Origin of the sequence: Collinsella sp. TM05-38 (genome assembly GCF_003466445.1) — a bacterium.
Taxonomy (GTDB): domain Bacteria; phylum Actinomycetota; class Coriobacteriia; order Coriobacteriales; family Coriobacteriaceae; genus Collinsella.
In genome coordinates, this window is the sequence record NZ_QSPM01000004.1 from 141,463 (window position 1) to 165,583 (window position 24,121).

23 protein-coding genes and 6 tRNA genes are annotated in these 24,121 nt (G+C 59.6%); 4 read left to right on the forward strand and 25 right to left on the reverse strand.

From position 1 onward, the window contains the following. Positions 1–9 precede the first annotated feature (9 nt). From DXD49_RS03365 to DXD49_RS03395, 7 genes are all read right to left on the reverse strand, one after another. Positions 10–85: transfer RNA gene (locus tag DXD49_RS03365), tRNA-Trp, on the reverse strand. 13 nt (positions 86–98) lie between these two features. After that, complete coding sequence (rpmG, locus tag DXD49_RS03370; protein ID WP_102372646.1) at positions 99–248, reverse strand: 50S ribosomal protein L33; 150 nt, start codon at positions 246–248, stop codon at positions 99–101. Positions 249–527: 279 nt separating this feature from the next. Then, positions 528–1,718 carry an elongation factor Tu gene (tuf, locus tag DXD49_RS03375; RefSeq protein WP_117563790.1) on the reverse strand — a complete coding sequence of 397 codons (1,191 nt, stop codon included), beginning with the start codon at positions 1,716–1,718 and terminating at the stop codon, positions 528–530. 96 nt (positions 1,719–1,814) lie between these two features. After that, positions 1,815–1,891, reverse strand: a tRNA-Met gene (locus DXD49_RS03380). Positions 1,892–1,894: 3 nt separating this feature from the next. After that, a tRNA-Thr gene (locus DXD49_RS03385) sits at positions 1,895–1,970 on the reverse strand. A 10-nt stretch (positions 1,971–1,980) separates the two neighbouring features. Further along, positions 1,981–2,062: transfer RNA gene (locus DXD49_RS03390), tRNA-Tyr, on the reverse strand. 568 nt (positions 2,063–2,630) lie between these two features. Continuing rightward, a tRNA-Thr gene (locus DXD49_RS03395) sits at positions 2,631–2,705 on the reverse strand. A gap of 223 nt (positions 2,706–2,928) precedes the next feature. On the opposite strand from DXD49_RS03395, the gene DXD49_RS03400 reads away from it, so the two are divergent. After that, positions 2,929–4,269 (forward strand): DNA-binding protein, encoded by a 1,341-nt coding sequence (locus DXD49_RS03400; RefSeq protein ID WP_117794195.1) that lies wholly within the window; start codon positions 2,929–2,931, stop codon positions 4,267–4,269. 27 nt (positions 4,270–4,296) lie between these two features. On the opposite strand, the gene DXD49_RS03405 is transcribed toward DXD49_RS03400, so the two are convergent. From DXD49_RS03405 to disA, 6 genes are all read right to left on the reverse strand, one after another. Beyond that, positions 4,297–4,974: an NYN domain-containing protein gene (locus tag DXD49_RS03405; protein WP_117794196.1), complete on the reverse strand. Its 678-nt coding sequence runs from the start codon at positions 4,972–4,974 to the stop codon at positions 4,297–4,299. A gap of 3 nt (positions 4,975–4,977) precedes the next feature. Next, positions 4,978–5,898, reverse strand: coding sequence for a 23S rRNA (guanosine(2251)-2'-O)-methyltransferase RlmB (gene rlmB, locus DXD49_RS03410; protein WP_117794197.1), 921 nt, complete (start codon positions 5,896–5,898; stop codon positions 4,978–4,980). Between the two features lie 143 nt (positions 5,899–6,041). After that, a complete protein-coding gene (gene cysS, locus DXD49_RS03415) occupies positions 6,042–7,508 on the reverse strand; it encodes a cysteine--tRNA ligase (protein WP_117743095.1) in 1,467 nt (488 codons plus the stop codon). Positions 7,509–7,511: 3 nt separating this feature from the next. Next, entirely contained in the window at positions 7,512–8,006 is a 495-nt protein-coding gene (gene ispF / locus DXD49_RS03420) for a 2-C-methyl-D-erythritol 2,4-cyclodiphosphate synthase (RefSeq protein WP_006234975.1), read from the reverse strand. After that, positions 7,996–8,724: a 2-C-methyl-D-erythritol 4-phosphate cytidylyltransferase gene (ispD, locus tag DXD49_RS03425; RefSeq protein ID WP_117629251.1), complete on the reverse strand. Its 729-nt coding sequence runs from the start codon at positions 8,722–8,724 to the stop codon at positions 7,996–7,998. Before ispD ends, ispF begins: the two co-directional genes overlap by 11 nt. Further along, positions 8,724–9,764 (reverse strand): DNA integrity scanning diadenylate cyclase DisA, encoded by a 1,041-nt coding sequence (gene disA / locus DXD49_RS03430; RefSeq protein ID WP_369796797.1) that lies wholly within the window; start codon positions 9,762–9,764, stop codon positions 8,724–8,726. Before disA ends, ispD begins: the two co-directional genes overlap by 1 nt. 248 nt (positions 9,765–10,012) lie before the next feature. Here disA and DXD49_RS03435 point away from each other — a divergent pair, with 248 nt between their 5' ends. The 3 genes from DXD49_RS03435 to DXD49_RS03445 all read left to right on the forward strand — a co-directional run bounded on the left by DXD49_RS03435 (position 10,013) and on the right by DXD49_RS03445 (position 12,452). Further along, on the forward strand, positions 10,013–10,591 hold the full coding sequence (locus DXD49_RS03435) for a manganese efflux pump MntP family protein (RefSeq protein ID WP_117743096.1): 579 nt from the start codon (positions 10,013–10,015) through the stop codon (positions 10,589–10,591). A 124-nt stretch (positions 10,592–10,715) separates the two neighbouring features. Further along, on the forward strand, positions 10,716–11,147 hold the full coding sequence (locus DXD49_RS03440) for a helix-turn-helix domain-containing protein (RefSeq protein ID WP_117794198.1): 432 nt from the start codon (positions 10,716–10,718) through the stop codon (positions 11,145–11,147). Further along, positions 11,148–12,452, forward strand: a complete 1,305-nt coding sequence (locus tag DXD49_RS03445) for a type II toxin-antitoxin system HipA family toxin (RefSeq protein ID WP_117794199.1) — start codon at positions 11,148–11,150, stop codon at positions 12,450–12,452. A gap of 126 nt (positions 12,453–12,578) precedes the next feature. On the opposite strand, the gene DXD49_RS03450 is transcribed toward DXD49_RS03445, so the two are convergent. The 12 genes from DXD49_RS03450 to dtd form a co-directional block, all read right to left on the reverse strand. Next, positions 12,579–14,036, reverse strand: coding sequence for an aminoacyl-histidine dipeptidase (locus DXD49_RS03450; RefSeq protein ID WP_117794200.1), 1,458 nt, complete (start codon positions 14,034–14,036; stop codon positions 12,579–12,581). A gap of 148 nt (positions 14,037–14,184) precedes the next feature. Then, positions 14,185–14,706, reverse strand: coding sequence for a PIN domain-containing protein (locus DXD49_RS03455; protein WP_117794201.1), 522 nt, complete (start codon positions 14,704–14,706; stop codon positions 14,185–14,187). Then, positions 14,703–15,062 (reverse strand): type II toxin-antitoxin system RelB/DinJ family antitoxin, encoded by a 360-nt coding sequence (locus DXD49_RS03460; RefSeq protein WP_117794202.1) that lies wholly within the window; start codon positions 15,060–15,062, stop codon positions 14,703–14,705. The genes DXD49_RS03455 and DXD49_RS03460 overlap by 4 nt, the downstream gene beginning before the upstream one ends. A gap of 106 nt (positions 15,063–15,168) precedes the next feature. Next, positions 15,169–17,811, reverse strand: a complete 2,643-nt coding sequence (locus DXD49_RS03465; RefSeq protein ID WP_117794203.1) for an ATP-dependent Clp protease ATP-binding subunit — start codon at positions 17,809–17,811, stop codon at positions 15,169–15,171. 185 nt (positions 17,812–17,996) lie between these two features. Next, positions 17,997–18,590 (reverse strand): DUF2798 domain-containing protein, encoded by a 594-nt coding sequence (locus DXD49_RS03470; RefSeq protein WP_117794204.1) that lies wholly within the window; start codon positions 18,588–18,590, stop codon positions 17,997–17,999. Between the two features lie 568 nt (positions 18,591–19,158). Continuing rightward, positions 19,159–21,123, reverse strand: coding sequence for a lysine--tRNA ligase (gene lysS, locus DXD49_RS03475; protein ID WP_117794205.1), 1,965 nt, complete (start codon positions 21,121–21,123; stop codon positions 19,159–19,161). A 79-nt stretch (positions 21,124–21,202) separates the two neighbouring features. Next, positions 21,203–21,673 (reverse strand): transcription elongation factor GreA, encoded by a 471-nt coding sequence (gene greA / locus DXD49_RS03480; RefSeq protein ID WP_006234960.1) that lies wholly within the window; start codon positions 21,671–21,673, stop codon positions 21,203–21,205. Between the two features lie 106 nt (positions 21,674–21,779). Further along, positions 21,780–22,055 (reverse strand): twin-arginine translocase TatA/TatE family subunit, encoded by a 276-nt coding sequence (gene tatA / locus DXD49_RS03485; protein WP_158564851.1) that lies wholly within the window; start codon positions 22,053–22,055, stop codon positions 21,780–21,782. 112 nt (positions 22,056–22,167) lie between these two features. Next, positions 22,168–22,244, reverse strand: a tRNA-Pro gene (locus DXD49_RS03490). A gap of 49 nt (positions 22,245–22,293) precedes the next feature. Then, entirely contained in the window at positions 22,294–23,190 is an 897-nt protein-coding gene (ispE, locus tag DXD49_RS03495) for a 4-(cytidine 5'-diphospho)-2-C-methyl-D-erythritol kinase (RefSeq protein WP_233541736.1), read from the reverse strand. Positions 23,191–23,192: 2 nt separating this feature from the next. Further along, a complete protein-coding gene (locus DXD49_RS03500; protein WP_006234957.1) occupies positions 23,193–23,489 on the reverse strand; it encodes a Veg family protein in 297 nt (98 codons plus the stop codon). A 183-nt stretch (positions 23,490–23,672) separates the two neighbouring features. Continuing rightward, positions 23,673–24,119 carry a D-aminoacyl-tRNA deacylase gene (gene dtd, locus DXD49_RS03505; RefSeq protein ID WP_117794207.1) on the reverse strand — a complete coding sequence of 149 codons (447 nt, stop codon included), beginning with the start codon at positions 24,117–24,119 and terminating at the stop codon, positions 23,673–23,675. Positions 24,120–24,121 lie beyond the last annotated feature (2 nt).

A 24,121-nucleotide genomic window follows, 5' to 3' on the forward strand; every position in this document is an offset into this window, starting at 1 on the left:
AATAATGACTGGCACGCCAGGAAGGACTCGAACCCTCAACACTCGGTTTTGGAGACCGATGCTCTACCAATTGAACTACTGGCGTATGTGACTAGAGACTAGCGGGTCTCTTTGTGCAGCGTGTGGTGACGGCACCAGGGGCAATACTTCTTGATCTCCATACGATCAGGCATGTTCGCCTTGTTCTTGGTGGTCGTATAGTTGCGGCGCTTGCACTCAGTGCACGCAAGAGTAACTAGAGTACGCATGTATCCTGAACCTTTCATTTCCGCCCCGTACGGGCACGAGTTGGTACTTTATCAGCTCTACGTAAGGGCTGTCAACGAAAACCTCGAGTCAATTGGTTCTCGGTGGATCCATTCATATTTGGAACACATCAATGAAGCCAGCGAGAGCTAATCGACGGTGTACCCAGGACCATTATCGATCCTCTCGACACCAGCAACGACTCAATGTCCATTGCAGAAAAGAACCCGGCACCCATATAAGTGCCGGGTTCTCTAAGTCAGCTATATCAGAGAGCTAATTTACTCAATGATCGTGGAGACGATGCCCGAACCAACGGTGTGGCCACCCTCGCGGATAGCGAAGCGCAGGCCCTCCTCCATGGCGATCGGGTGGATGAGGTCGCCCTCGATGGTGATGTGGTCACCAGGCATAGCCATCTCGGTGCCCTCGGGAAGCTTGACCGTACCGGTAACGTCGGTGGTACGGAAGTAGAACTGAGGACGATAACCATCGAAGAACGGGGTGTGACGGCCGCCCTCCTCCTTGGTCAGAACGTAGATCTCGCCGGTGAACTTGGTGTGCGGGGTAACCGAACCGGGCTTGCAGAGAACCTGGCCGCGCTCGATGTCCTCGCGCTTGATGCCGCGGAGCAGCAGACCGACGTTGTCGCCAGCCTCGCAGAAGTCCATGGACTTACGGAACATCTCGATACCGGTAACGACGGTGTTCTGGGTGTCCTTGATGCCGACGATCTCGACGGGCTCGTTGAGCTTGAGCTCGCCGCGCTCGACACGGCCGGTAGCAACGGTACCACGGCCGGAGATGGTCATAACGTCCTCAACGGCCATCAGGAAGGGGAGGTCGTTGTTACGAGCAGGCGTCGGGATGTACTCGTCGACGGCGTTCATGAGCTCGCGGATAGCGTCCATCCACTTGGCGTCGCCCTCGAGAGCGCCCAGAGCGGAACCACGGATGACGGGGATGTCGTCGCCGGGGAAATCGTACTCGGAGAGGAGCTCACGGGTCTCCATCTCGACGAGGTCGATGAGCTCGTCATCGTCAACCATGTCGCACTTGTTCAGGAAAACGACGATGTAAGGAACGCCGACCTGACGGGCGAGCAGGATGTGCTCGCGGGTCTGAGCCATGGGGCCGTCGGTAGCGGCGATGACCAGGATAGCGCCGTCCATCTGAGCAGCACCGGAGATCATGTTCTTGACGTAGTCAGCGTGGCCCGGGCAGTCAACGTGAGCGTAGTGACGGGCAGCAGTCTCGTACTCGACGTGGGAGACGGAGATCGTAATGCCGCGCTCGCGCTCCTCGGGAGCCTTGTCGATATTCTCGAACGCAGTGAAGTCAGCCTTGCAGCCCTCGGTCTCGGAGAGAACCTTGGTGATGGCAGCGGTCAGCGTGGTCTTGCCGTGGTCGACGTGACCAATGGTGCCGATGTTAACATGCGGCTTAGTGCGCTCAAACTTCTCTTTGGCCATAAAGCCCTCCTCTTAACAGGTCGTCCCCGGACGGGACTTTGCCTTTATACCATAGTGGCCTCTCAACATACTATTGAGAAGCCACCGTGTTACCTATGGTAGCGGTGACTGGATTCGAACCAGTGACGCCACGGGTATGAACCGTGTGCTCTAACCAACTGAGCTACACCGCCGGATGGAGCCTGCAACCAGACTTGAACTGGTGACCTCTTCGTTACCAACGAAGTGCTCTACCGACTGAGCTATACAGGCACTTGACGGGTGGGAGCTATAGGATTCGAACCTATGTAGGCAGAGCCAACGGGTTTACAGCCCGTCCCCATTAACCACTCGGGCAAACTCCCAATCGTTCAAGTATCCGCAGGTTCTTCGGTCTTTTGGACCGCCGCCCCCGCGAACGAAGAAGATAATACGATGCCACCTTGGGGGCTGTCAACGAAAACCTCTAGATACACGGTGCCGGGCGTATCTATATACCTGTGACCTGCGATTTTGTTGGGTTTAGATATGAAGGACGGTGAATTTCGCTACGCTGGTGACATTTCCCGAGGCAACACTTTGGTGTAGTGGAGTACACCTTCAGGATCGAACTTCGATACCGGCTTATTTACACCTATATATAGGTCGTGATCGCGCTTCTCTGGCTTGACCGAGCGTGGATGACTGGAGCCGGTCCGGCCTTTGTCTCGATCTGTAACATCTAGAGAACATTTTCTCCCCTATCTGTTACAGATTGAGATATTACGCAGAGACCCCAGCTCACGTCTCATTCTGTAACAGTTAGAAACGATTAAACCGTCTTGGTGTTACAGATTGAGACTAATTGGGGGACGAGACGGACGCTTTGCCCGATACTTATCAACAAAAAAGAAACGGGCCCTGTCCCACAAGGAACAGAGCCCGAAACTCTCATGGAGCCAGTGACAGGAATCGAACCTGCAACCCACTGATTACAAATCAGTTGCGCTACCGTTGCGCCACACTGGCACACTTGGCGCTTTCGCGCGAAGCCTGTTAAGAATAATGGAATTGCGGACGGGGCGCAACAGGCCGCACGGCGATATACAAATATGCAAAATCCAGCAACAGCGCATACCAGGCCCGTTCATTTCTGTCAGTGCGCCCTCAATCTTAAAACCATTCGTCAGAACGAATAGTTTTAATTACAATTGGCTATATAAAACTATTCGTTTTGGCGAAGGGTTTCGCGATGTTGACTACAAAGGAAGCAGCCGAGCTGCTCGGCATCACCCCGCGCAGGGTGCAGGAGCTCATTAAGAACGGCGCGCTGACCGCCCGCAAGGCTTCTGGCGTGTGGCTTATCGACAAAGACAGCGTAGACACGCGACTCCGCTCCGCAACCAAAAGAGGGGGACGGCCTCGTCGCGGACATGGGAAAAGCGAAATCGCATTTACCCTCATGAACCGCACGCACGAAGTAGCCCAGCTGGTCTACAGCAGATCACGGAAAGACTTCACCCACATCGGCGCCGACGTCGATCGTGCCCACGCCCCTATTGGAGTTTTTGCTCCCAGCAAACCTGTATCGCTCGACTCCTTCCGCATCTGGTGGCGCGGCCGCGGTATCCCGCTCGCACGCATTGGGCTAACCTCCCTGCTTGCAGAAGCCGCAGTCGATGTTCCCGATGAACTCGTACAGCGAAATCTCGGCCTCTCCCTATCCGACCAGTATTGGATTAGACCCCAAGATTCCGGTCTCGCCTGGGAGGATATCAACTTCTTCAATAACGCCTTTGATGACGTCTCGCTGTCCATTGCGCCCTTTGCCCCAGAGGGAAAAGCGGCTGCCGCAAAGCCCGATAACACCTCGGACGGCAATCTTCAAAAGTACTGGACGTGCGAGGACGGGCGTCGAATTCTGCATAAGGCAGGAGCGCACCTGAACCAAGAACCTTATAACGAGCTGGTGGCGACCGCGCTCCACCGGCGCATCCTAAACGCCTGCGATTATGTACCCTATTCGCTCGAAGGCGCGGGTACTTCTGCCTTGAGCACATGCAATGTCTTCTTAACTGACGAAGAAGAATATGTCCCTGCGTTCTATGTAAACCAGCATGCAAATGCAGACGAGCGACTAACCGATTACGAACGGTATGTAGCAAACTGCGAGGAGCTCGGGGTGACAGGCGTTAAGGATGCCCTTGACCGCATGATCGTGTGCGACAACATCATCGCCAACTACGATCGTCATTGGCGCAACTTCGGCCTCGTGCGAAACGTCAACTCACTAGTCTGCAGGCCAGCCCCCATCTTCGATTCGGGCTCATCGCTCTGGTGCAACATTTCTCTTGAGGAGCTTAGGGCGGGAGAGCACAGTTTTACCAGCGCGCAGTTTCATTCAAGCCCCGCCAAACAAATGCTGCTCGTCGAGGACATGGGCTGGTTCGATGGAGACAAACTCAAAGGCTTTGTCGACGAGGCAATCGAGATTCTGTCTAAAAACGATGCCCTAGCAGCGAGACTGCCTTATCTAAAAGAGGCGCTAACGTGGCGCCTCGAAAGAATGATCGACATCGCTGAATGGAGTTAGCAAGGCAGCATTGCCCCGCCAGCTCCCCTACCGTCCGCGCAACGCCTTGAGCTTGGCCAGGGCCTCGGGGCTCAGGCGGCTGCCCAGGGTCATCTTGATTTGCGGAGCTTCCTCTGCCTCGTGAACATCGTTATCGATCTGTTTGATCTCGTCCACCAGCATGCGGCTCGAGATGCGCGTAACGCCCTTGCCCATGACGACGGCCTGGATCGTGCCGTCGCTCGACACCACGGAGCACGCGCGGCCTTCCTCGCGCGCCTCGATGCAGAGCTTCTGCACCACGGTATCGGCAGAGACGCCCGTCGGCGAGAACTCGATACGCACGCCGCGGGCAGGCAGGTTGGGGCGCTCGCTGGAGATATTGCCCGCGCCGTCAAAGACGACCACAGCCTCGTAGCGGCCCTGGGCAAACGCGGCAACGTCGTTGATGAGCGCCGTGCGCGCCATATCGTGGACGTCGCTGGAATACGGATCATCGGAATGGTCGTAGACGAGCTTTTCGTAGCGCGGCGTGCAGTGAATCACGTTGTAGCCGTCGACCACCAGCAGCTCGGGCTTATTGGAGTGCACCGTCGAGACCGGATCGGCGATGGCCTGCGCAAACGCATTGCCGCCCACGCCATAGGTCGCGGCTGAAACAATCGGCTTGGCCGAGCCTTCGCCAAAGCGCTTGGCCTTGGACTTGGCGCGGTTCTTCTTGGACATGCGCTACTCCTCCCCCATGAGCTCACCGGCGTTGCGGCGCAGCCACTCAAAGCACAGCGCGGTGGTCGCCTGGGCCACATTGAGGCTCTCGGTCATACCGCGCTGGGGGAGCTTGGTCAAAAAGTCGCACTTCTCGAGCACCAGGCGCGAGATGCCGTCACCCTCCGAACCCATGACAAGTGCCACGCGGCCCTCGAAGGGAGCGTCCCAGCAGCTGCCCTCGGCGTGCTCGGAGGCACCGCCCACCCAAAAGCTGGCGGCCTTGAGGTCGTCGAGTGCGCGAGCGATATTGGGAACCTGCGCAATGGGCAGATGCATGACGGCGCCGGCAGAGGTCTTGTAGCTGCCCACCGTTACGCCTGCTGCTCGTTTGTTGGCGATGATGACACCGGCCGCTCCCACAACCTCGGCGGAGCGCACGATGGCACCAAAGTTGCCGTCATCGGTCACATGGTCGAGCACGACAACGAGCGCAGGACCCTCGCCCGCGCGGTCGAGAATGTCGGCAACGTCGGCGTAGGGAAAGTTGCCCACCTCGAGCGCAATGCCCTGGTGAGCGCCGTGGCTCGACAGCGCATCGAGCTGTGCGCGCGACACGTACTTAATGCGGACGCCCGCGGCGTTGAGGTCATCGACCAGACGCGATAGGGCGGCATCGCGCTCCCCACCCTCGGCAATCAGCGCACACTTGACGGGAAAACCGGTGCGCAGAGCCTCGGCGGCAGCACGGCGGCCCTCGATGAACTCACCCTTGGGAGCCTGGACAGCATCGCGGCCACGCTCGCGCTGCGGACGCGCAGTCTGGGCTTGGGAGCGCTCGCGCTGACCCTTGGACGCGGCAGTGCGGTCATTGCGGCGAATCGGACGCGAGCCAGAAGCAGCCTGCTTGCCGCCACGAGACGCACGCTTGCGATTGTCGGCCATAAAACGGCCTCCTTAAATAGATAACGAACAAGAATCGACCGTCCGAGCCACGGCACCTTGCCTTTCAATCGTCGGGCATGACCACCAGGTCTATGCCCTCCTCTTTCAAGGCAATCTGCCGCACCTCGAGCGGTCGACAAATACTAGAGACTCTTAATACGAGTGCCCGCGGCAGTATCCTCGATCGTCAGCCCGAGGTCCTTGAGCTGGTCACGGATGGCGTCGGCCAGATCCCAGTTCTTGTCGGCGCGGGCCTCGGCGCGGGCCTCGAGAATCTTGGCAGCGGCCTCGTCCACGTCGTCGCCCGTGTAGGCGACCAAGCCGGCGGCAACGCCTAGCAGACCCAGCGGCAGCTCGACCTTGGGCTCGGGGAGCTCAACGCCAAACGTATCGAGCAGCTCGACCAGCGTATCGGCGGCGGCCAGGGCAGCGGTCTTGTCGGCAGCGTCGCCCGCTTGCTCCAGGTACTGGTTGCACTCGGTCACAAAGCCAAAGACGGCACCCATGGCGCCGGCGGTGTTAAAGTCGTCGTCCATGCACTCCTTAAAGGTGGCGCGGGTCTCGGCGGCCTTGGCGGCAAACGCCTCGGATGCTGCCTCATCGGCATCGGCCGTCGCATGGTTCGCGGCCCAGCGCAGGTTCTCGACCGTACCGGCGATACGCGTGAGCGAGTTTTCGGCACCCTCCAGGCGCTCCCAAGAAAAGTCGAGCGGCGAGCGATAGCTCGTCTGCAACATCAGCAGGCGCAGAGCGGCAGCGGAGTGCTGCTCGAGGACCTCGGCCAGCGTAAAGAAGTTGCCGAGCGACTTGGACATCTTCTCGCCGTCTACCAGCAGCATGCCTGTGTGCATCCAGGTGTTGGAGAAGCCCTGGTGCCAGGCGCAGGTGGCCTGGGCGCACTCGTTCTCGTGATGCGGGAAGGCAAGGTCGGAGCCGCCGCCGTGGATGTCGATCGGAGTGCCCAGGTAGCGATGCACCATGGCGGCGCACTCGGTGTGCCAACCAGGACGGCCCTCGCCCCAAGGGCTCGGCCAGCTGGGCTCGCCGGGCTTGGCGGCCTTCCACAGGGCAAAGTCGAGCGGGTCGTTCTTGTCCTCGTTCTCCTCGATGCGCGCGCCAACCATAAGGTCATCGATGTTGCGGCCCGAGACCTGACCGTAGCTGGGATCGCTGCGCACGGCAAAGTACACATCGCCGTTATCGGCTGCGTAGGCATGGCCCTGCTCGATGAGCGTCTTGATCATGGCGATCATGGGGCCGATCTCCTTGGTGGCGCGGGGGCGCACATCGGGATCGAGCACGTTGGCGGCACGCATGACGCCGATGAACTTGTCGGAGAACTCCGTCGCGACCTCGACAGCCGTACGGCCCTGCTCGTTGGCGCGCTTGATGATTTTGTCGTCGACATCGGTGAGGTTCTGGGCGAACGTGACCTCGTAGCCGCTCGCGATGAGCCAGCGACGAATCACGTCAAAGCTGATGAACGTGCGGGCATTGCCGATGTGGATGTTGTCGTAGACCGTGGGGCCGCACACATACATGCGGACCTTGCCGGACTCGATGGGCTTGAACTCTTCCTTTTTATGGGTAGCGCTGTTGTAGATACGCATTCGTTACTCCTTAACGGTTTTCTGTAGCAGGCAGACGGCCCAGGCGCCGATTCCCTCGCCTTGGCCTTCCCAACCGAGCTTTTCGGTCGTAGTGGCGGCGACGCCCACGTTTTCGACGTCAACGCCCAGGGCATGGGCAAGGTTGGCGCGCATGGCATCGCGGTGCGGGGTGATCTTAGGTTGTTGACAGGCAATGGTGCAATCGGCATCGACAAACTCAAAGCCCAGCTCGCGCGCATAGTCCATCACGCGAGCGAGCAGCACCATCGAATCGGCACCCTCGTAGGCGGGATCGGTGTCGGGGAATAGCTTGCCGATGTCTCCCCCGCGGCAGGCTCCCAGAATGGCGTCTGCCAGCGCGTGTGCAAGCACATCGGCATCCGAGTGGCCCAGCAGGCCGCGCTCGTAGGGGATGTCGACCCCGCCGATGATACATCGACGCCCCTCCACCAAACGGTGGACGTCGTAGCCGTGGCCAATGCGCAGGTTACTGAACATGGGGAAGGTCCTCTCCCTCGGCCATGCGGCCAAGCAGAATCGCGGTTACGGGACGCAGGTCCTCGGGCACCGTCACCTTAAGGTTATCGCGCGGGCTCTGGACACAGCGGACGCGCCCGCCCATGCGCTCGACCAGCGAAGAATCGTCGGTCCCGATAAAGCCCTCGGCGATAGCTGCGGTGTGGGCGCGCTTCATGGCGTCGACGCTAAAGATCTGCGGTGTCTGCGCGGCCCAGTAGAGCTCACGCGGCGGCGTCTCGACGATATTGTCGCCGTCGACGATCTTGAGCGTGTCGATCGCGGGCTGACCGCATACGACACCGTCGAGCGAGCGGTCGCCCACAAGCACGTCGATCGCATGATCGATGGCCTCGGTCGTGATGAGCGGACGGGCGCCGTCGTGGATGGCGACATATTCGAAACCCGCCGGAACCGCATGCACGCCGGCACGGGTGGAATCCTGACGGGTATCGCCGGCATCGGCGAAGCTGATGGGCGTGTCATAGTCAAACGGATCGATGGCCAGGCGGCGCATCTCGGCGCGGCGCTCGGCAGGGCACACCACCACGATGTGGCCGACCTTGTCGCTACGATCGAACGCGCGGATGGACCAGCTCATGAGCGGACGGCCCGCCACGTTAACGAGCTGCTTGCCGCCTGGATTTCCAAAGCGCTGGCCGCTGCCGCCGGCAACGACCACGGCGCATACGGGCGCCATTATGCGTTCCCCTGTTTGGTGCCCTTCATGCGGTACAGCGAGTCCGCAAGAATGGCAGGGTTGTTGACGCCAAAGTCGCCCAGGCGCTCCGGGTCCTCGCTGATGTCGTCCATGAGCTCCTGCAGCGAGCCATACTCGTCGACGATCTTCTCTGCCACGCCGTCGCGCACGACGGACACGCGCGAAAGCGTGCGCAGGCCCAGCGGCGTCATGACGGAATCCTCGTCCAGGTCGTCATAGCCCAGAACTGCCGCCACGTGCTGCGGGTCGGACAGGTCCTTAGGCGTCATGCGGCTCAGCTCGGCGCGGATCTTCTCGGCGTTGGCCTCAGAGGAATCGCTTGCGTAGTCGCGGATCATCAAGTCGTATTCGGTATCCATGCTGGAGCCCGCGAGCTGCTCGAGCTGCATCTGCACGAGCTTGCCCTGGTTGCCCAGCTTGACGATGCAATCCTTAAGCTCGGTCTTTGCCTGCTGCATGATCTCGAAGCTCGAGAAGATGCCGGTGATGTCGGCGAGCGTGACGTAGTCGTCGAGCTCAAGGGCCGTCAGGCGCAGCAAGGAGCGGTCGAGCGACTGACGGGTGGTCTGAAGCGTGGCGACGAGCTGGTTGACCGAGCTCATGATGGTGGTGACGGGCTGGATCTCGTAACTCTTGCCGTGGACGTACACGTTGACGACGGCACGACGGGCCGAGACCGAGATCACGATGGCATCGGTGAGCACCGACATGCGAGCGGCAGTACGGTGACGCATGCCCGTCTCACTCGTGGCGAGCGAGGGATCGGGATTGAGATGGAAGTTGGCGCGCAGAATCTGGGTGAGGTCGCCGTCGATAACGATGGCGCCGTCCATCTTGGAGAGTTCGAACAGACGGTTCGAGGTGAACGAAATGTTGAGCGGGAAGCCGTCGTTGCCGGCGGCGAGCACGTTTTCGGTATCGCCGACGCAAATGAGGGCACCAAGGTGACCGGCGATGATCATATCGAGGGCGGTGCGGATCGGCTGGCCAGGTGCCGTCAGGCGAATAGCCTGTTCCATACGCTTTTGCAGCTCGTTCTTATCCAAGGCATCGCTCCCATCGTATACGCTCCATAAACGCTAAATAGTTTCTCACGGTTTGTCCCCGCGGCGCTCGCGAAATCCGATGCTTACAGAATGAGCGAACACAGCTTAGGTAGCTCATTTGGGACGGGGCTCCTTTGACTGCTCATGTGATAGCATTGGGTCTCATATAAATGAGGGAGTAGTCGCGTAATCGGGTTCGCCCGCAGAGATGGAGCCAGACTATGGGACTCGCAGAGCTCGTGTTGCTCGCCGTTGGCCTTTCGATGGACGCCTTTGCCGTATCCATCTGCAAGGGTCTCGGCATGAAAAAGATCAACCTTAAGGTCGCCGTGGTGCTCGGCCTGTTCTTTGGCGGTTTTCAGGCCGGCATGCCCGTAATCGGATGGGCGCTTGGCAGTCAATTCATGGGCATCATCGGCCCCATCGACCACTGGATCGCCTTTATCCTGCTCGCCTTCATTGGCGGCAAAATGCTGTGGGAGGCATTTACCGAGGACGAGGATGAAGGCGACGGCAAGGATGCCGAAAAGATTGACCTGGGCGAGTACCTGATCCTCGCCATCGCCACCTCAATCGACGCCCTAGCCGTAGGCATCTCATTTGCCGCGCTCTCGGTCGACATCATGCCCGCCGTGTCGCTCATCGGCATCACGACCTTTATCTTCTCCGTCGCCGGCGTAGCGATCGGCCACACCTTTGGCGCGCGCTACGAAAAGCCTGCCACCATCGTGGGTGGCGTCGTGCTCATCTTCATCGGGCTTAAGATCTTGCTTGAGCATCTGGGGATTCTCGCGATATAAAAAACGCCTCTCATAAGCTCAACGTCAATGTAGAGGTCTCATGCAGAGTTTTACATAATGCCTTTTCGTGCAGACTTTTGCATGTCATACTGATATGCAAAAGTCTGCACGTTAGGAGATCGCCATGGATACCCTTCCCATCACCACACCGCGGCAAGCTGGCATCTATGTGCGTCAGGCACGCGAGGCTCAGGGTCTCACCCGTGCCGCCCTCGCTAAAATGGCCGGTGTTTCGGAGCGCCTGCTCGCATCGCTCGAGCTAGGAGACGCCACTGGCATTCGACTCGACAAGCTGCTGACCGTCTTTAACGCACTCGGCATAAGTCTCTTTGTGCAAAGCGATAACGACCCAATCGCATCACCCTTTAAACATCCGACGACGATAGCGGACCTCCCTATCGCGAACTCGAATGCCCTGCCCAAGCCAAGTGTAGGCAGACGACCCGCCCGACAGGGAACGCCATCTTCCTATGGTGCCTTGCTGGCCCAAATCGCAGCCGAGCAAGGCCTTACCGACACTTCAGACCTCTCCTTTGGCTGTAAGGTTGTGAAATAAATGGCAGAGATGGAGCTTGCGACCCTCATTTGTGGCGAAATCGCAGGCACTCTCCGGCAAGACGAGCATGGACTCTGCAGCTTTGTATACGCCCCAACCTATCGCGGAGCACCACTATCGCTAACAATGCCGCTTTCCAATCGCACGTATGGCCATAACATCGTCCGCCCGTTCCTATTTGGCCTTTTGCCCGACAGTCAAGAGCAGTGTCGCGCTATTGCCGCCGAGCATGACGTTGCATCCAACAACCCCGTCGCCCTCTTGTGCCATATCGGTCTTGACTGCGCGGGGGCCGTTCAGTTTTGTCGAACCGATCAATTAGACGCCGTCCGTGGCAGGGTCTCCGCATGCCGCCCGCTTACCAATTCTCAAATCGCTCATAAGCTCAAAGCAATTCGCGATGACGAAAGAGAGACATGGATGGGCTCCAACGAAAGCTGGTCCCTGGGCGGCAATCAAGGCAAATTTGCACTAGCTTGGCATGATGGCCAATGGTGCGAATGTCTAGGGTCATCCCCCACTACCCATATCTTCAAAAATGGTGTCGTTGGGTTCAAACATCAGGCCTTAAACGAATTCGTCTGCATGAAAACGGCTCGGCGTGTTGGCATTCCAACTGCCGACGTCTCCTATTGCACATTTGAAGACGAAGCCGCGCTCGTCGTTGAACGGTACGACAGAATGGTCAATAGCAGCGGAAATATCGAAAGGCTGCATCAGGAGGACTTTTGCCAGGCGCTCGGTGTATTGCCAAGCCAGAAATACACCGCCGACGGAGGACCAACAACACGAGACATCCAAGAACGACTGATTAAAACAGTCCCCCACCACATGAATCTTGTGCTTTTTACCTATATGTTGTTCTATAACGCCATTATCGGAGCGCCTGACGCACACGCTAAAAACTACTCGCTCGTCCTTGGCAAAGGCACAAACGCGGCGCTCGCACCCATGTACGATGTCGCATCGGGCTTGGCGTATGAGAGCATGCGACGTCGGGCACGCCTTGCTATGAGCGTTGGCGGCGAAAATCGTGTGGGACGCATCGGTCCAGGCGCTATCCGCCGATACCACGGTATGGGCGACCCCGCGCTGGAGGCGGCGCTCTCCGATGCCGGGCTATCCGAGAAGTTTTGCTTTGCGACTATGATGGACCTCGCCTACGAGGTACCCATTTGCATGGAAGAGGTCATGGACGAATACGCCGACCTGCCCGGCATGGCGGACCTGCGCGAGCATATGCTCGGCCCCGTCCGCGAAAACTGCCAGCGCACCCTCGACCTCATCAAGGCGGATATTGGCTAGACGCCCGCAATTTCCCATTTCCCAAAAGAAGAGAGGGGGCACCCGTCGCAAAAGCTCGGGTGCCCCCTCTCGTAATGTCATTTGCAATCCGCTAGCACGTGGCTCGGGCTGCTGCTAGCGCAACCCTTACGCGGCAAGGCGCTTGAGGACGTCGATGAGCAGCTCGTAGAAGCGCTCGGCAGAAGCGAGCTCCATGCTCTCGTCCGGGGTGTGGACATCGGAGAGCGTCGGGCCCACGGCGATGGCGTCCAGGCCGTGCAGGGCATCGGCAAACAGGCCGCACTCAAGGCCGGCATGAATGGACTCGATGCGCAGCTCGGAGCCAAAGAGCTCGCGATAGCTCTCGACAAAGACGTCGCGGACCGGCGAATGTTCGGCATAGCTCCAGCCGGGATACTCGAACTCGAACTTGGCGTCGAAGCCCAGGATATCGGCGAGCGTCTGCAGACGATCCTTAAACTCGTTCTGCAACGAGGTGATCGAGGAGCGCGGAGACAGCATGATCTTGACCTCGTCGTCAGAAGTGGCAACCACACCGATATTGGAGGAAACCTCGACGGAGCCGTCGGTGGCGACGTTGCGGCGAATCACGCCGTTAGGGGCAAGACGCAGGGCGCGGATGAGGGCAAGCGCGGACTTCTCGTCCATGGCCTCGACCTCAGCGTCGTCGGCGATCTCGACAGTGCAGGTAAAGCCAGGGTCGAAGACCTCGAGCTCGACGGTAACGTCGGCGATGATGCCACGGGCGATCTGGGCCGCGGTCTCGGCGGCAGCGTGGTCGGCATAGACCAGAACAGCCTTGCACTCACGGTTGATGGCGTTGTCCTTGGTGCCGCCGTTAAAGCTAACGATGGCAGGCTCGCCGGCAACCATCAGGCGGTCGATGATGCGGGCCATGATGAGGTTGCCGTTGCCGCGCTCCAGGTGGATATCGCTGCCGGAGTGGCCGCCCAGCAGGCCGGAGATGTCGAGCGTGAGGGTGCTACCGGTCTTGTGCTCGCGCACGATCGGGCAGGTGTAGGTAACGACGACACCGCCGGCGCAGCTGACGGTAGCAACGCCCTCTTCCTCGGAGTCAAGGTTAATCATGGTGCGGGCGCTAATCTGGGACTTGTCGAGCGTCTCGGCGCCGACCAGGCCAGTCTCCTCGTCGGTGGTGAATACGCACTCGAGGGCGGGGTGAACGATCGAATCGTCATTGAGAACAGTGAGCATCAGAGCGACGGCAATACCGTTGTCGGCGCCCAGAGTGGTGCCGTTAGCGGTGAGGACGCCGTCCTTGACGACCAGGTCGATACCATCAGTCGTAAAGTCGTGCTCAACGGAGCCCAGCTTGTCGCACACCATATCGATGTGGCCCTGCAGCATCACGGTCGGGGCATTCTCGGCGCCGGCAGATGCGGGCTTGCGAATGATGACGTTGTAGACCTCGTCCTGATACACATCGAGACCGCGCTCCTTGGCAAACGCGACCAGGAAATCGCTGATGCCCTTCTCGTTGCCAGACCCACGGGGGATCGCGCTGACCTCCTCAAAGAAATGGAACAGCTGGGCGGGCTCGTAGCCGGTAATCTTGTAGTCCATGGTGCCTCCTTGGCGCAACTGGTTAGACAGTAAGACATGCGACTTGTATATTCCCAGACTTTGCGTGCATAAACCAGTCGAAAACGCCGAGCGCCCTCGCATCATCGGCTAACGGCGAGGAAACGCCACTTTATCAAGATAAAGCAGGTTAGACGGGCCGTGCCGAAGGGACGTTGGACCCTTCAACCAGCCTCAACGCCTGTTGAACGTTAATGCATACACCATTGGTATGTTTAATAAGATTCTTGTCCTCCGTCACGACGTAATCGGCATCAATGCGATTGGCGACGCCCAGCATCAGGTCGTCCTCGAAGTCGTTGTGATGATACTTGAACACAAAGGAGTCGAAGACCTCGTCTGCACCGACCGGCGCGATGAGGGCGAGCTCGCGCATCTGCCGAACGCATGCCCAGGCCGTTTCGTCCGCCGCCGCAATGGCGTTATCGCTCAGCGAACCATTCTTCCTTCGGCACTCCCTCTTAATCGCCGCCGAGACAAGATACGAGACATCTTTGACCGAAAGAGACGAGGCAAACAGGGCAATCTGCTCCGAGACATCGGCAATCTCGAATAGACGGGCGACATCCGCTGTCCGGTCCGACCTTCCAGAAAAGTAATCCATCCATACGTTGGTGTCGATGAGCAACTTGAGAATGCCGTCTGCACTCATAGCTCCACCCACTCGGGATAGCGCTCCGCCATTGCTTCCTCATAGAGGTCATCGTAGTCACCCGAGAGGTCGGGAACAGGGATGCCGTATTTGAGGCACGCATCGCGCACGATGTGGCTGCCCTGCGTAACCCTTGATTCCACCGACGCAGTCGCTGGCACGTTAGAGCTCGGTGCCGCAACCCCTGATCTCGAGGGCATGCATCCGTTGACGACCAGATATTCCCAAAGTGTCCGCACCGCTTGAGACGGCGTCATGCCGATATGCGCCAGCACGGCGTCCCCAGCCTCTTTGAGTTGGCGATCCATGCGCACATTCATCTGGACCGGCCGTGAGTCGAGTACCGATATAGGCATACTAGCTCCTTCTGCTATACATATTTATATTTCGAGTATAGCACCATTTACTCATAAAAAAGGGGCGCCCCGACAGGAGTGCCCCTTCGCAAAGCTATGTTAACCCCTACAGCGCGCCGGAACCGGCTTGCATCATGCCGCCGGGGCCCGAGCTCACGCCACTGCTCACAGGCGCGGCGTTGCCGATGTGCGGTGCCGCCGGGGCGGAATCGCCACCGAGCGTGCCCGCCGGACGCGGTGCCGGGATCTCGCCCGTGCCGTGGCTAAAGACAAACTTGCCATCGGCCACGTCGCACAGGACGGTATCGCCCTCGCCCCACTCGCCGGCCAGAAGCTCCTCGGACAGCGGGTCCTCGATGAGCTTTTGAATAGCACGGCGCAGCGGACGTGCGCCGTTGGTGAGGTCAGTGCCCTCGGCCACGATCTTGTCGTAGGCCGCATCGGTGAGCTTGATGTTCATGCCGTTTGCGATCAGACGCTGGCGCAGATCGTCCACCAGCAGGTGCGCGATCTTGGTGAGATTCTCGCCCGAGAGCTTCTGGAACACCACAATGTCGTCGATACGGTTGAGCAGCTCGGGGCGGAACAGGCGCTTGAGCTCGCCCATCGCGCGGCCCTTGATCTCACTCGACGTGAGACCCTGCTCGCCGGTGGTGCCAAAGCCAACGCTCGCATCCTGTGCGATCTCGCGGGCGCCCACGTTGGACGTCATGATGATCACCGTGTTGCGGAAGTCGACCGTCTTGCCCTGGCTATCGGTCAGACGACCCTCCTCCAGCACCTGCAACAGAATGTTGAAGATGTCGGGGTGCGCCTTCTCGATCTCGTCGAACAGCACAACCGAGTACGGGTGACGGCGCACGGCCTTGGTGAGCTGGCCGCCCTCGTCATGGCCCACGTAACCCGGAGGGCTACCGATGAGCTTGGAGACCTCGAACTCGCTACCGAACTCCGACATGTCAAAGCTGATGAGCGCGTCCTTGCTGCCAAAGAGGTACTCGGCGAGCGTCTTGGCGAGCTCGGTCTTGCCCGTGCCGGTGGGACCCAGGAAGATAAAGCTGCCGCCGGGGCGACGCGGGTCCTTGAGCGGCGAACGGCTGCGGCGCACTGCCTTGGCGACGGCCTCGACTGCCTCATCCTGGCCGATGATGCGAGTCTTGAGCACGCTTTCGGTCTGCAGCAGGCGACGGCTCTCGCTCTCGGTGAGCGAGGAAACCGGTACGCCCGAAGTCACGGACACAATGTCGGCAATCTGACTCACGTCGATGGTGAGCGGGCTGGCGTCGAGCTCGGCGGTCCAGGCAGCCTTGGCCTCGGCGAGTTCAATCTCGGCAGCCTTCTGCTGCTCGGTGATCTCGGCGGCCTTGTTCATGTCGTCGCTCTCCGTGGCCTCCTGTGCGGCAGCCTTGAGCTCCTCGATGCGATGCTCGGCCTCGCGCACCGGCTCGGGCGCGCGATTCGCGGCGATGCGAGCGCGGGCACCGGCCTCGTCGATGAGGTCGATGGCCTTATCGGGCAGGAAGCGATCCTGGATGTAGCGGTTGGAAAGGTTCGCGGCGGCCTCGATAGCACCCTGCGTATAGCGCACATGGTGGTGCTCCTCGTAGCGCGGCTTGAGCGCGGTCAGAATCTTAACCGTGTCCTCAACGCTCGGCTCCTCGACATCGATAGTCTGGAAGCGACGCTCAAAGGCCGGGTCCTTGGTGAGGTACTTGCGGAATTCCTCGGCCGTGGTGGCGCCGATAATCTGGAAGGCACCGCGCGCAAGCACGGGCTTGAGCATGGAGCTCGCGTCGATGGAGCCCTCGGCGGAGCCGGCACCGATGATGGTGTGCATCTCGTCGATAAACAGGATGACGTCGTCGGCTTCGGTCGCCTCCTGGATCACGTTCTTGAGGCGCTCCTCAAACTCACCGCGATATTTAGCACCCGCAACAAGGCCCGGCAGGTCGAGCGTCCAGATGTTCTGGTTCATAAGGTTCTCGGGCACGTTACCGGCGGCGATCTGCTGTGCCAGGCCCTCGACGATGGCCGTCTTGCCCACGCCGGGGTCGCCCAGGATAAGCGGGTTGTTCTTGGTGCGGCGCGAAAGGATCTCCATCATGCGCTGGACTTCTTTTTCGCGACCAATCACCGGATCGAGCTTGCCGTCGCGCGCCTTCTGTGTGAGGTTGGTGGCGAACTGCTTGAGCGTGTCGGTGCCGCTCCCCTTTTGCTGTGAGGCGTCCGAGCCGCTAAAGAACGGCAGACCCGCACCGGGACGCCCGGCACCGGCGCCAGCGAGCGGGCGCTTCTTGTCCTGGTCCTTGGCGGTAAGCTTCTCGATGGCCTTCTTGATGGAAGCAGACGACACGCCCAGGCGCATGAGGATGTCCATGGCCATGCCGTTGCCCTCTTCGACGATGCCGATCAGCAAGTGCTCGGTCGACACGTAGGTCTGGTTGTTCTCACGCGCCACGCGGAATGAACGCTCCATCACGCTGATGACGAGCGGCGTAAAGGCGAGCTTGGCAGCCTCGGTCTCCTCGCTGGGCTCGGGAACCGTGGTCTGGACCTCTTTGAGGGTATCCATGATGTCATCGTAGGAGATATCGAGCGAGCGCAGTGCCTCGGCGGCAATTCCCTCGTCCTCCTTGGCAAGCGCGAGCAGCAGATGCTCGGTACCCACCTTATTTGAATGAAGATCGAGCGCCTCCTGCTTGGCCATGGACATGACCTTGCGCGCGCGATCGGTAAAACGGTCTAACATGCTAGTTCCTCTTAGACGAGCTAGTTTTTCAAACGCAAAGCGCCACTCGTGGCGGCGCTTTGGTCTCTTTACCCATATGGAGTATATGTTAACCGTTGGGACCTTTCCCACCCGTAGCCGCGCGACAACGTCTACAAAAAAGGAATCGCTCTGGTCCGCTTGGCGGTTTGGTTTTGCGCTGCTGTCTAGCAGACGGGCTCAACGTCCATGCTCTCGGCAACGTCATTGACTGCATCGGCAGCGGGAGCGCCCGGCATACGCACGAGCTCCATATGCTGCTCCTCAAAAACCGTGCCCATGGGGAAGGCTCGACGGAAGACATAGCGAGCAACCGGGCCGGCCACCAGCAGATTCCAAGGCAGGGCCATGACAAAGTTGCGCGGGATGTTGATGAGCCACATCATCGGCAGCATCTGAAGGTTGGCGAGCGGGCCGCCGGGCATGTGGAACAGGCCCTCACACGCACCGTAGAGCGACATGATGATGACCATAGGAACGACCATGCAGGAGCTAACGGCGAGCGTCATGGCAAGCGGCGAACTCTTGCCTGGCGTGACCAAATACTTAAAGGCGAATCCCTTGGCGAGCGCGCTGGCGACGAACCAGTCGCAGCACACGGCAAAGACATAGGCAACGGGGAAGCCGAGCCACGCAGCGGCAACAACCTCGCCGTTGATGACCCCATGCTGCAGGGCAACGTTGTAGATGCTCATCCAGAGCACCATGCAAAAGCACATGATAAAGGTGAACAGCAGGCTCTCTCGTTTGTTGATAGGCATAAAGGGCAGATTCCTCTCTGTGTTGCGTCGCGGCGCCGCCAACAAAAACGGGCGGGCGAGATGGAGCTGTTGGGACTTCATCTCGCCCGCCCGTGTTACGTGCGTCTGCGACTACTTATGTGGTGGAACCAGCCTAGCACGAAACGCATGCGCTTCGTAAGCGTTGGGTTTATGAAGATGCCGAGTCATTCGCGCAGGACGGCAGATGCGCCCGCATCGGCCCAACGAGCGTGGATTATCGGACACCCATTCCACGAGAGTGGATAATCTCCCGTTTTAAGTCCGCACACGCGCCAAAAGTGGGAGATTATCCACTCTCGTGCGTTGTAGTCGTTGGGAACGTTCTTAAATAACCAGTCGTTTAAGAACGTCCCCAACGACTACTCAACAACAATGACAACGCCGATGTAATGGGACCAACAGCGAGCGACGTCCAGGACGAACAAGTTGGCATGAAAAAGGCAAGGCGTAGACCTTCTGGTCATGCCTTGCCTTTTGAATGACAAATTGTCGCCCTGGGTGGCGCGTAGCGTCAACTGGTTACGCGGTTCGTAGAACCGCGTAACTCTTAATACATCTTTGCGCCGGCGGGGATGGAGGCGTCGAGCTGGATCAGGTTGAGGCGCTCCTCGCCCTCCTCCTCGTGGATGGCACTGATGAGCATGCCGCAGCTGGGGATGCCCATCATCTTGCGCGGAGGCAGATTGGTGATGGCGAGCAGCGTCTTACCGACCAGGTCCTCGGGCTCATAGTAGCCATGAATGCCGGAGAGGATGGTACGGTCGGTGCCGGTGCCGTCGTCGAGCGTAAAGTTCAGCAGCTTCTTGGACTTCTTGACGGCCTCGCATGCCTTGACCTTCACGGCGCGGAAGTCGCTCTTGGAGAAGGTATCAAAGTCGACGAACTCCTCAAACAGCGGCTCAACGGCAATCTTGGAATAATCAACCGTGGGCTTGAGCGGCTTGACAAACGGGCTCGCGGCGTTGCCGGCCTCGGCAGCCTTGGCAGCAGCGGCACCGGACTGGAAACCCTTCTCGGGCTTCATGTGCGGGAACAGCAGCACGTCGCGGATGGAAGCCTGGTTGGTAAGCAGCATGACCACGCGGTCGATACCGATGCCGATGCCGCCCGCGGGAGGCATACCGTACTCGAGGGCGCGCACGTAGTCCTCGTCATACTCCATAGCCTCATCGTCGCCGCCGGCCTTCTCGGCCATCTGGGCAGCAAAGCGCTCGGCCTGGTCGACCGGGTCGTTGAGCTCGGAGAATGCGTTGGCGTACTCGTGGCCGGCGATGACCAGCTCAAAGCGGTGAGTCAGACGCGGGTCGTCCTCAAAACGCTTGGCAAGCGGGCTGACCTCGATGGGGTAATCGCACACGAAGGTCGGGTTGACGATGGTGTCCTCGCCCAGCTCATCGTAAATCTCGGCGATGATCTTGCCGGCAGTCCACTCGGGCTTGATCTCCAGGCCCTTCTCGCGAGCGGCGGCAGCAAGCTCCTCGACGGGCGTGTCGATGGTGACCTTCTTGCCGAGCACGTCCGAGACAATGTCGGACATGGGACGGCTTGCCCACTCACCAGAAAGGTCGATGGTCTGGCCCTGGTACTCGATGACCTCGGGGTTGCCGATGGCCTTGTTAGCCGCCTTAATGACACCCTGGGCGAGCGCCTTCATGCCCTCGAGGTCTGAGAAGGCACGGTAGGCCTCCATCGTGGTGAACTCGGGGTTGTGGGTAAGGTCCATGCCCTCGTTACGGAAGATGCGGCCGATCTCGAACACGCGCTCAAAACCACCGACGATGCAGCGCTTGAGGTGGAGCTCGGTGGCAATACGCAGGTAGCACTCCTGATCGAGCGCGTTGAAGTGGGTAATGAACGGCTTGGCGGTAGCGCCGCCCTGGATGGTCTGCAGGATGGGGGTCTCGACCTCCATGTAGCCGTCGGACTCCATAAAGCGGCGGAAGGTGGAGAGGATCTGCGAGCGCTTACGGAAGGTCTCGCGAACGTCGTCGTTGGCGATCAGATCGACATAGCGCTGGCGATAGCGGGTCTCCTTGTCGGAAAGACCGTGGAACTTCTCGGGCAGTGGGCGAACGGCCTTGGAAAGCAGGGTCGCGCTCTTAGGGGCAACGGAAAGCTGGCCGCGCTGGGTACGCACGACCACGCCGGTCACGCCCAGGATATCGCCAAGGTCGAGGGCCTTGAGCGTATCCCAAGCGGCCTCGTCCATGTCGTTGATGCGGCAGAACAGCTGAATCTCGGCAGTCGCATCGCGCACGACGATGAACATGATCTTGCCCTGACCGCGCTTGGCGACCACGCGGCCGGCGATCTTCACGACGTCCTCGGTGTCCTCGCCATCGGCGAGATCGGCATACTTGGCCTCGATGTCGACGACATAGTCCTCGATCTCGGAGTGCTCAGGATAGGGGTTCTGGCCCGCCTCAAACAGGGCGGCACGCTTGGCCAGGCGCGTGGCGCGCTCGTCGTTGAGCGTCGATGCCTGCTCGGCGGCGTTCTGGTTCTCTGCCATAAGATAGCTCCTCAAACTAAAACGCTCCCCAGGATTCGGTCCCAGGGAGCGAAAACATACCTTTACGCGGGACCGTGGTCTAGCGTGCGATCTTGGCGATGGTGTAGACGCGGGTCTTGCCAGAAGGCGTAACGACCTCAACAGAGTCGCCCTCGCCGTGACCGATGATGGCGTGGCCGACCGGAGACTCGTTGGAAATCTTGTGCTCGAGCGAGTTGGTCTCGGTGGTACCGACGAGCGTGACTTCCATGACCTCACCGTTGGGATCAATCAGAGAAACGGTGGAACCGATGGAGACGGTCAGATCGCCCGTGGTGGCAGCAACCTGAGCGTTGGCGAGGATGGCCTGGATCTCGGCAATACGAGCGGCGTTCTGGGCCTGCTTGTCCTTGGCGGCATCGTACTCGGAGTTCTCCGAAAGGTCGCCGAACGCGCGGGCTTCTTTGATGTCCTCGACGATCTCCTTGGCGTAATCGCCCTCACGCCAAGCGAGCTCCTCGACGAGCTTCTGGCGACCCTCAGCGGTCAGTACGATCTGGCTTGCGTCCATACGGATATCTCCCCAACTCTGATCAAACAATCAACTGTCAACAAAACGAAAAAGACCGGCTAGCCTGCGGGCAAGCCGGTCAGGTGCTCACCCCAAAGGGATGGGACTACTCTGCGTCCGCGTCGCCGTCCTCTGCCTGCTTCTTCTTGGCAGCAGCGAGCTTGGCCTCGAGCTCGGCGATCTCCTTGTCCTCCTCGGACTGCTCGACCACGACCTCCTCGGCCTGCTTGGTCTCGGCCTTATCGTCGCCCTCCATACCCTCGCGGATATTCTTGACGGTAGAGCCGAGGGACTTGCCGAGCTTCGGCAGGTTCTTGGGCCCGAAGATAATCAGGACAACGACGAGAATGATGATGAGCTCAGGAGCCCTCAGTCCAAACATGTAGACCTCCACAATACAGCGAGACAAGCTCGAATGAGTATACCGCGGGTGTCGCGGTATCACAACAATAGCTAAAAAAAGGGACCGCAAGAAGCGGTCCCTCCTCATGCTCTGGTCGGGTTGACTGGATTTGAACCAGCGACCCCTGCGTCCCGAACGCAGTGCTCTACCAAACTGAGCCACAACCCGTTAGCTCGACTATAGTAACAAAGATTTCCGCCACGTGCTAGAGAATTTTTTATTTCTTTGGCGCGTCGATCTGAACCGTGTTGGAAATGAGCTCCGTTGCGCAGGCCCACCAGCCATTTTGCTGGGCAGCGCCGGCAAGCCTTTCGGCCGTGGCGGCGGTGTCGCAAATGGCAAACGAGCAGGCGCCCGACCCGCACACGTCCACGGCAACGGTACCGTCCTGTGTGCGCAGCCAGTCGAGGACCACTTGGATCTGCGGCTCCATCTGCGCGGAAATGACGCCCAGGTTGTTGTGGACGAGCGCGTAGGCAGTCTCGGCGTCTCCCGAGCGAAGCGCCGATGCGATCGCACCGGGCTTCTCCGCAGGCACTGGGGTCTCGTCAAAGCGTCGATACGCTTCAACCGTTGAAACGCTCGCCTCGCGCGGCTTAACCAGCACGACAGGCGTTGCGGGCAATGCGGGGTACTCGGTCGCCAGAACGTCTCCCCCGCCCACGTAAAATGCAGGGCTCGTATGCAAAAAGAACGGCACATCGGCGCCAATGCTGCGGGCGATATCGTCCAGCGCAGGATCGGTGCGGTCGATGCCCCAGAGTTCCGCCAAAGCGATAATGACCGCGGCGGCATCCGTCGAAGGACCGCCCAGACCGGCGCACAACGGAATATGCTTCTCGATCGTCACGCACACGTTTGCCTCGCGACCATAATGCTCGGCCATGGCAACCGCAGCCCGATACGCCGTATTCTTTTGCATGGGAAAATCTGATGCCGGAACCGTCTGGACGGTCAGCGCCTGTGCCGGCGTGACCGTCACGGTATCGGAAAGACCGACGGCTGCCATCAGGGAATCGACCCTGTGGTAGCCGCGGTCATCGCGCTCGGTATGAACCCCCAGGTAAAGGTTAATCTTTGCCGGCGCGGAAAGAGTCAGGGACCGATCGGTCACCGTTAATGCTCCTCGAGCTGATTGCCGAGCGGGGTAAAGATATGCTCGCCGCTCTCGGGGTCGAACAGCTCAACCTGACCGGTGAGGACATCGATATACTGATATGACTGACGCGACTTGCGGCCGCGACGCTCGTCAACCTCGACGATAAAGACGGCGGGGTGGACGCTCTTGATGGTGCCCATGCGCTCGACGACGCGGGTGCGGCCCATGTTGGCCTTAACCTTGACGCGATCGCCCACCATATCGGTCAGCTTCTCGTGGATGTCGTCGACGTGATTGACTTCCATCTCTTCCATGAACAGGGCCTCCAGAAGGTGCAATTCAAAAAGGGGATAATACCCCTAAGATAGACAAAACTCTAATACTATAGCACCCTGCTGCCACCACACGCAAGTAGCTAAATAAGCCCCGTCCCAAATACGTACCAGACGACAACCTCGCATGACCAGTTGTTACGCGGTTTGGTAAAACCGAGTAACCTAAAGGTTGTCCGTGTCCAGGACGATGGTGAACGGGCCATCGTTGACCAGGTCGACCTTCATGTCGGCGCCAAAGATGCCATGTGCCACGTGCTCGACATCTTGGGCAACGAGCGTCAAAAAGTACTCGTAAAGCTCGTTGGCGACATCGGGCGCGCCGGCATCCGTAAACGATGGGCGGCGGCCGTGACGGCAATCGGCGAACAGCGTGAACTGCGACACCACGAGCACCTCGCCGTCGACATCGGCAAGTGCCAAGTTAGTCTTGCCGTTCTCGTCCTCGTTGATGCGCAAGCCGCGGAGCTTGCCCCACAGCTTATCGGCCTCGGCGCGCGTGTCGCCGTGGCCCACGCCCAGCAGCACCAGATAGCCGCGCCCAATTTTGCCCACGCACTTGCCGTCGACCGTCACGCCGGCGTTGAGCACGCGCTGCACCACCGCACGCACAG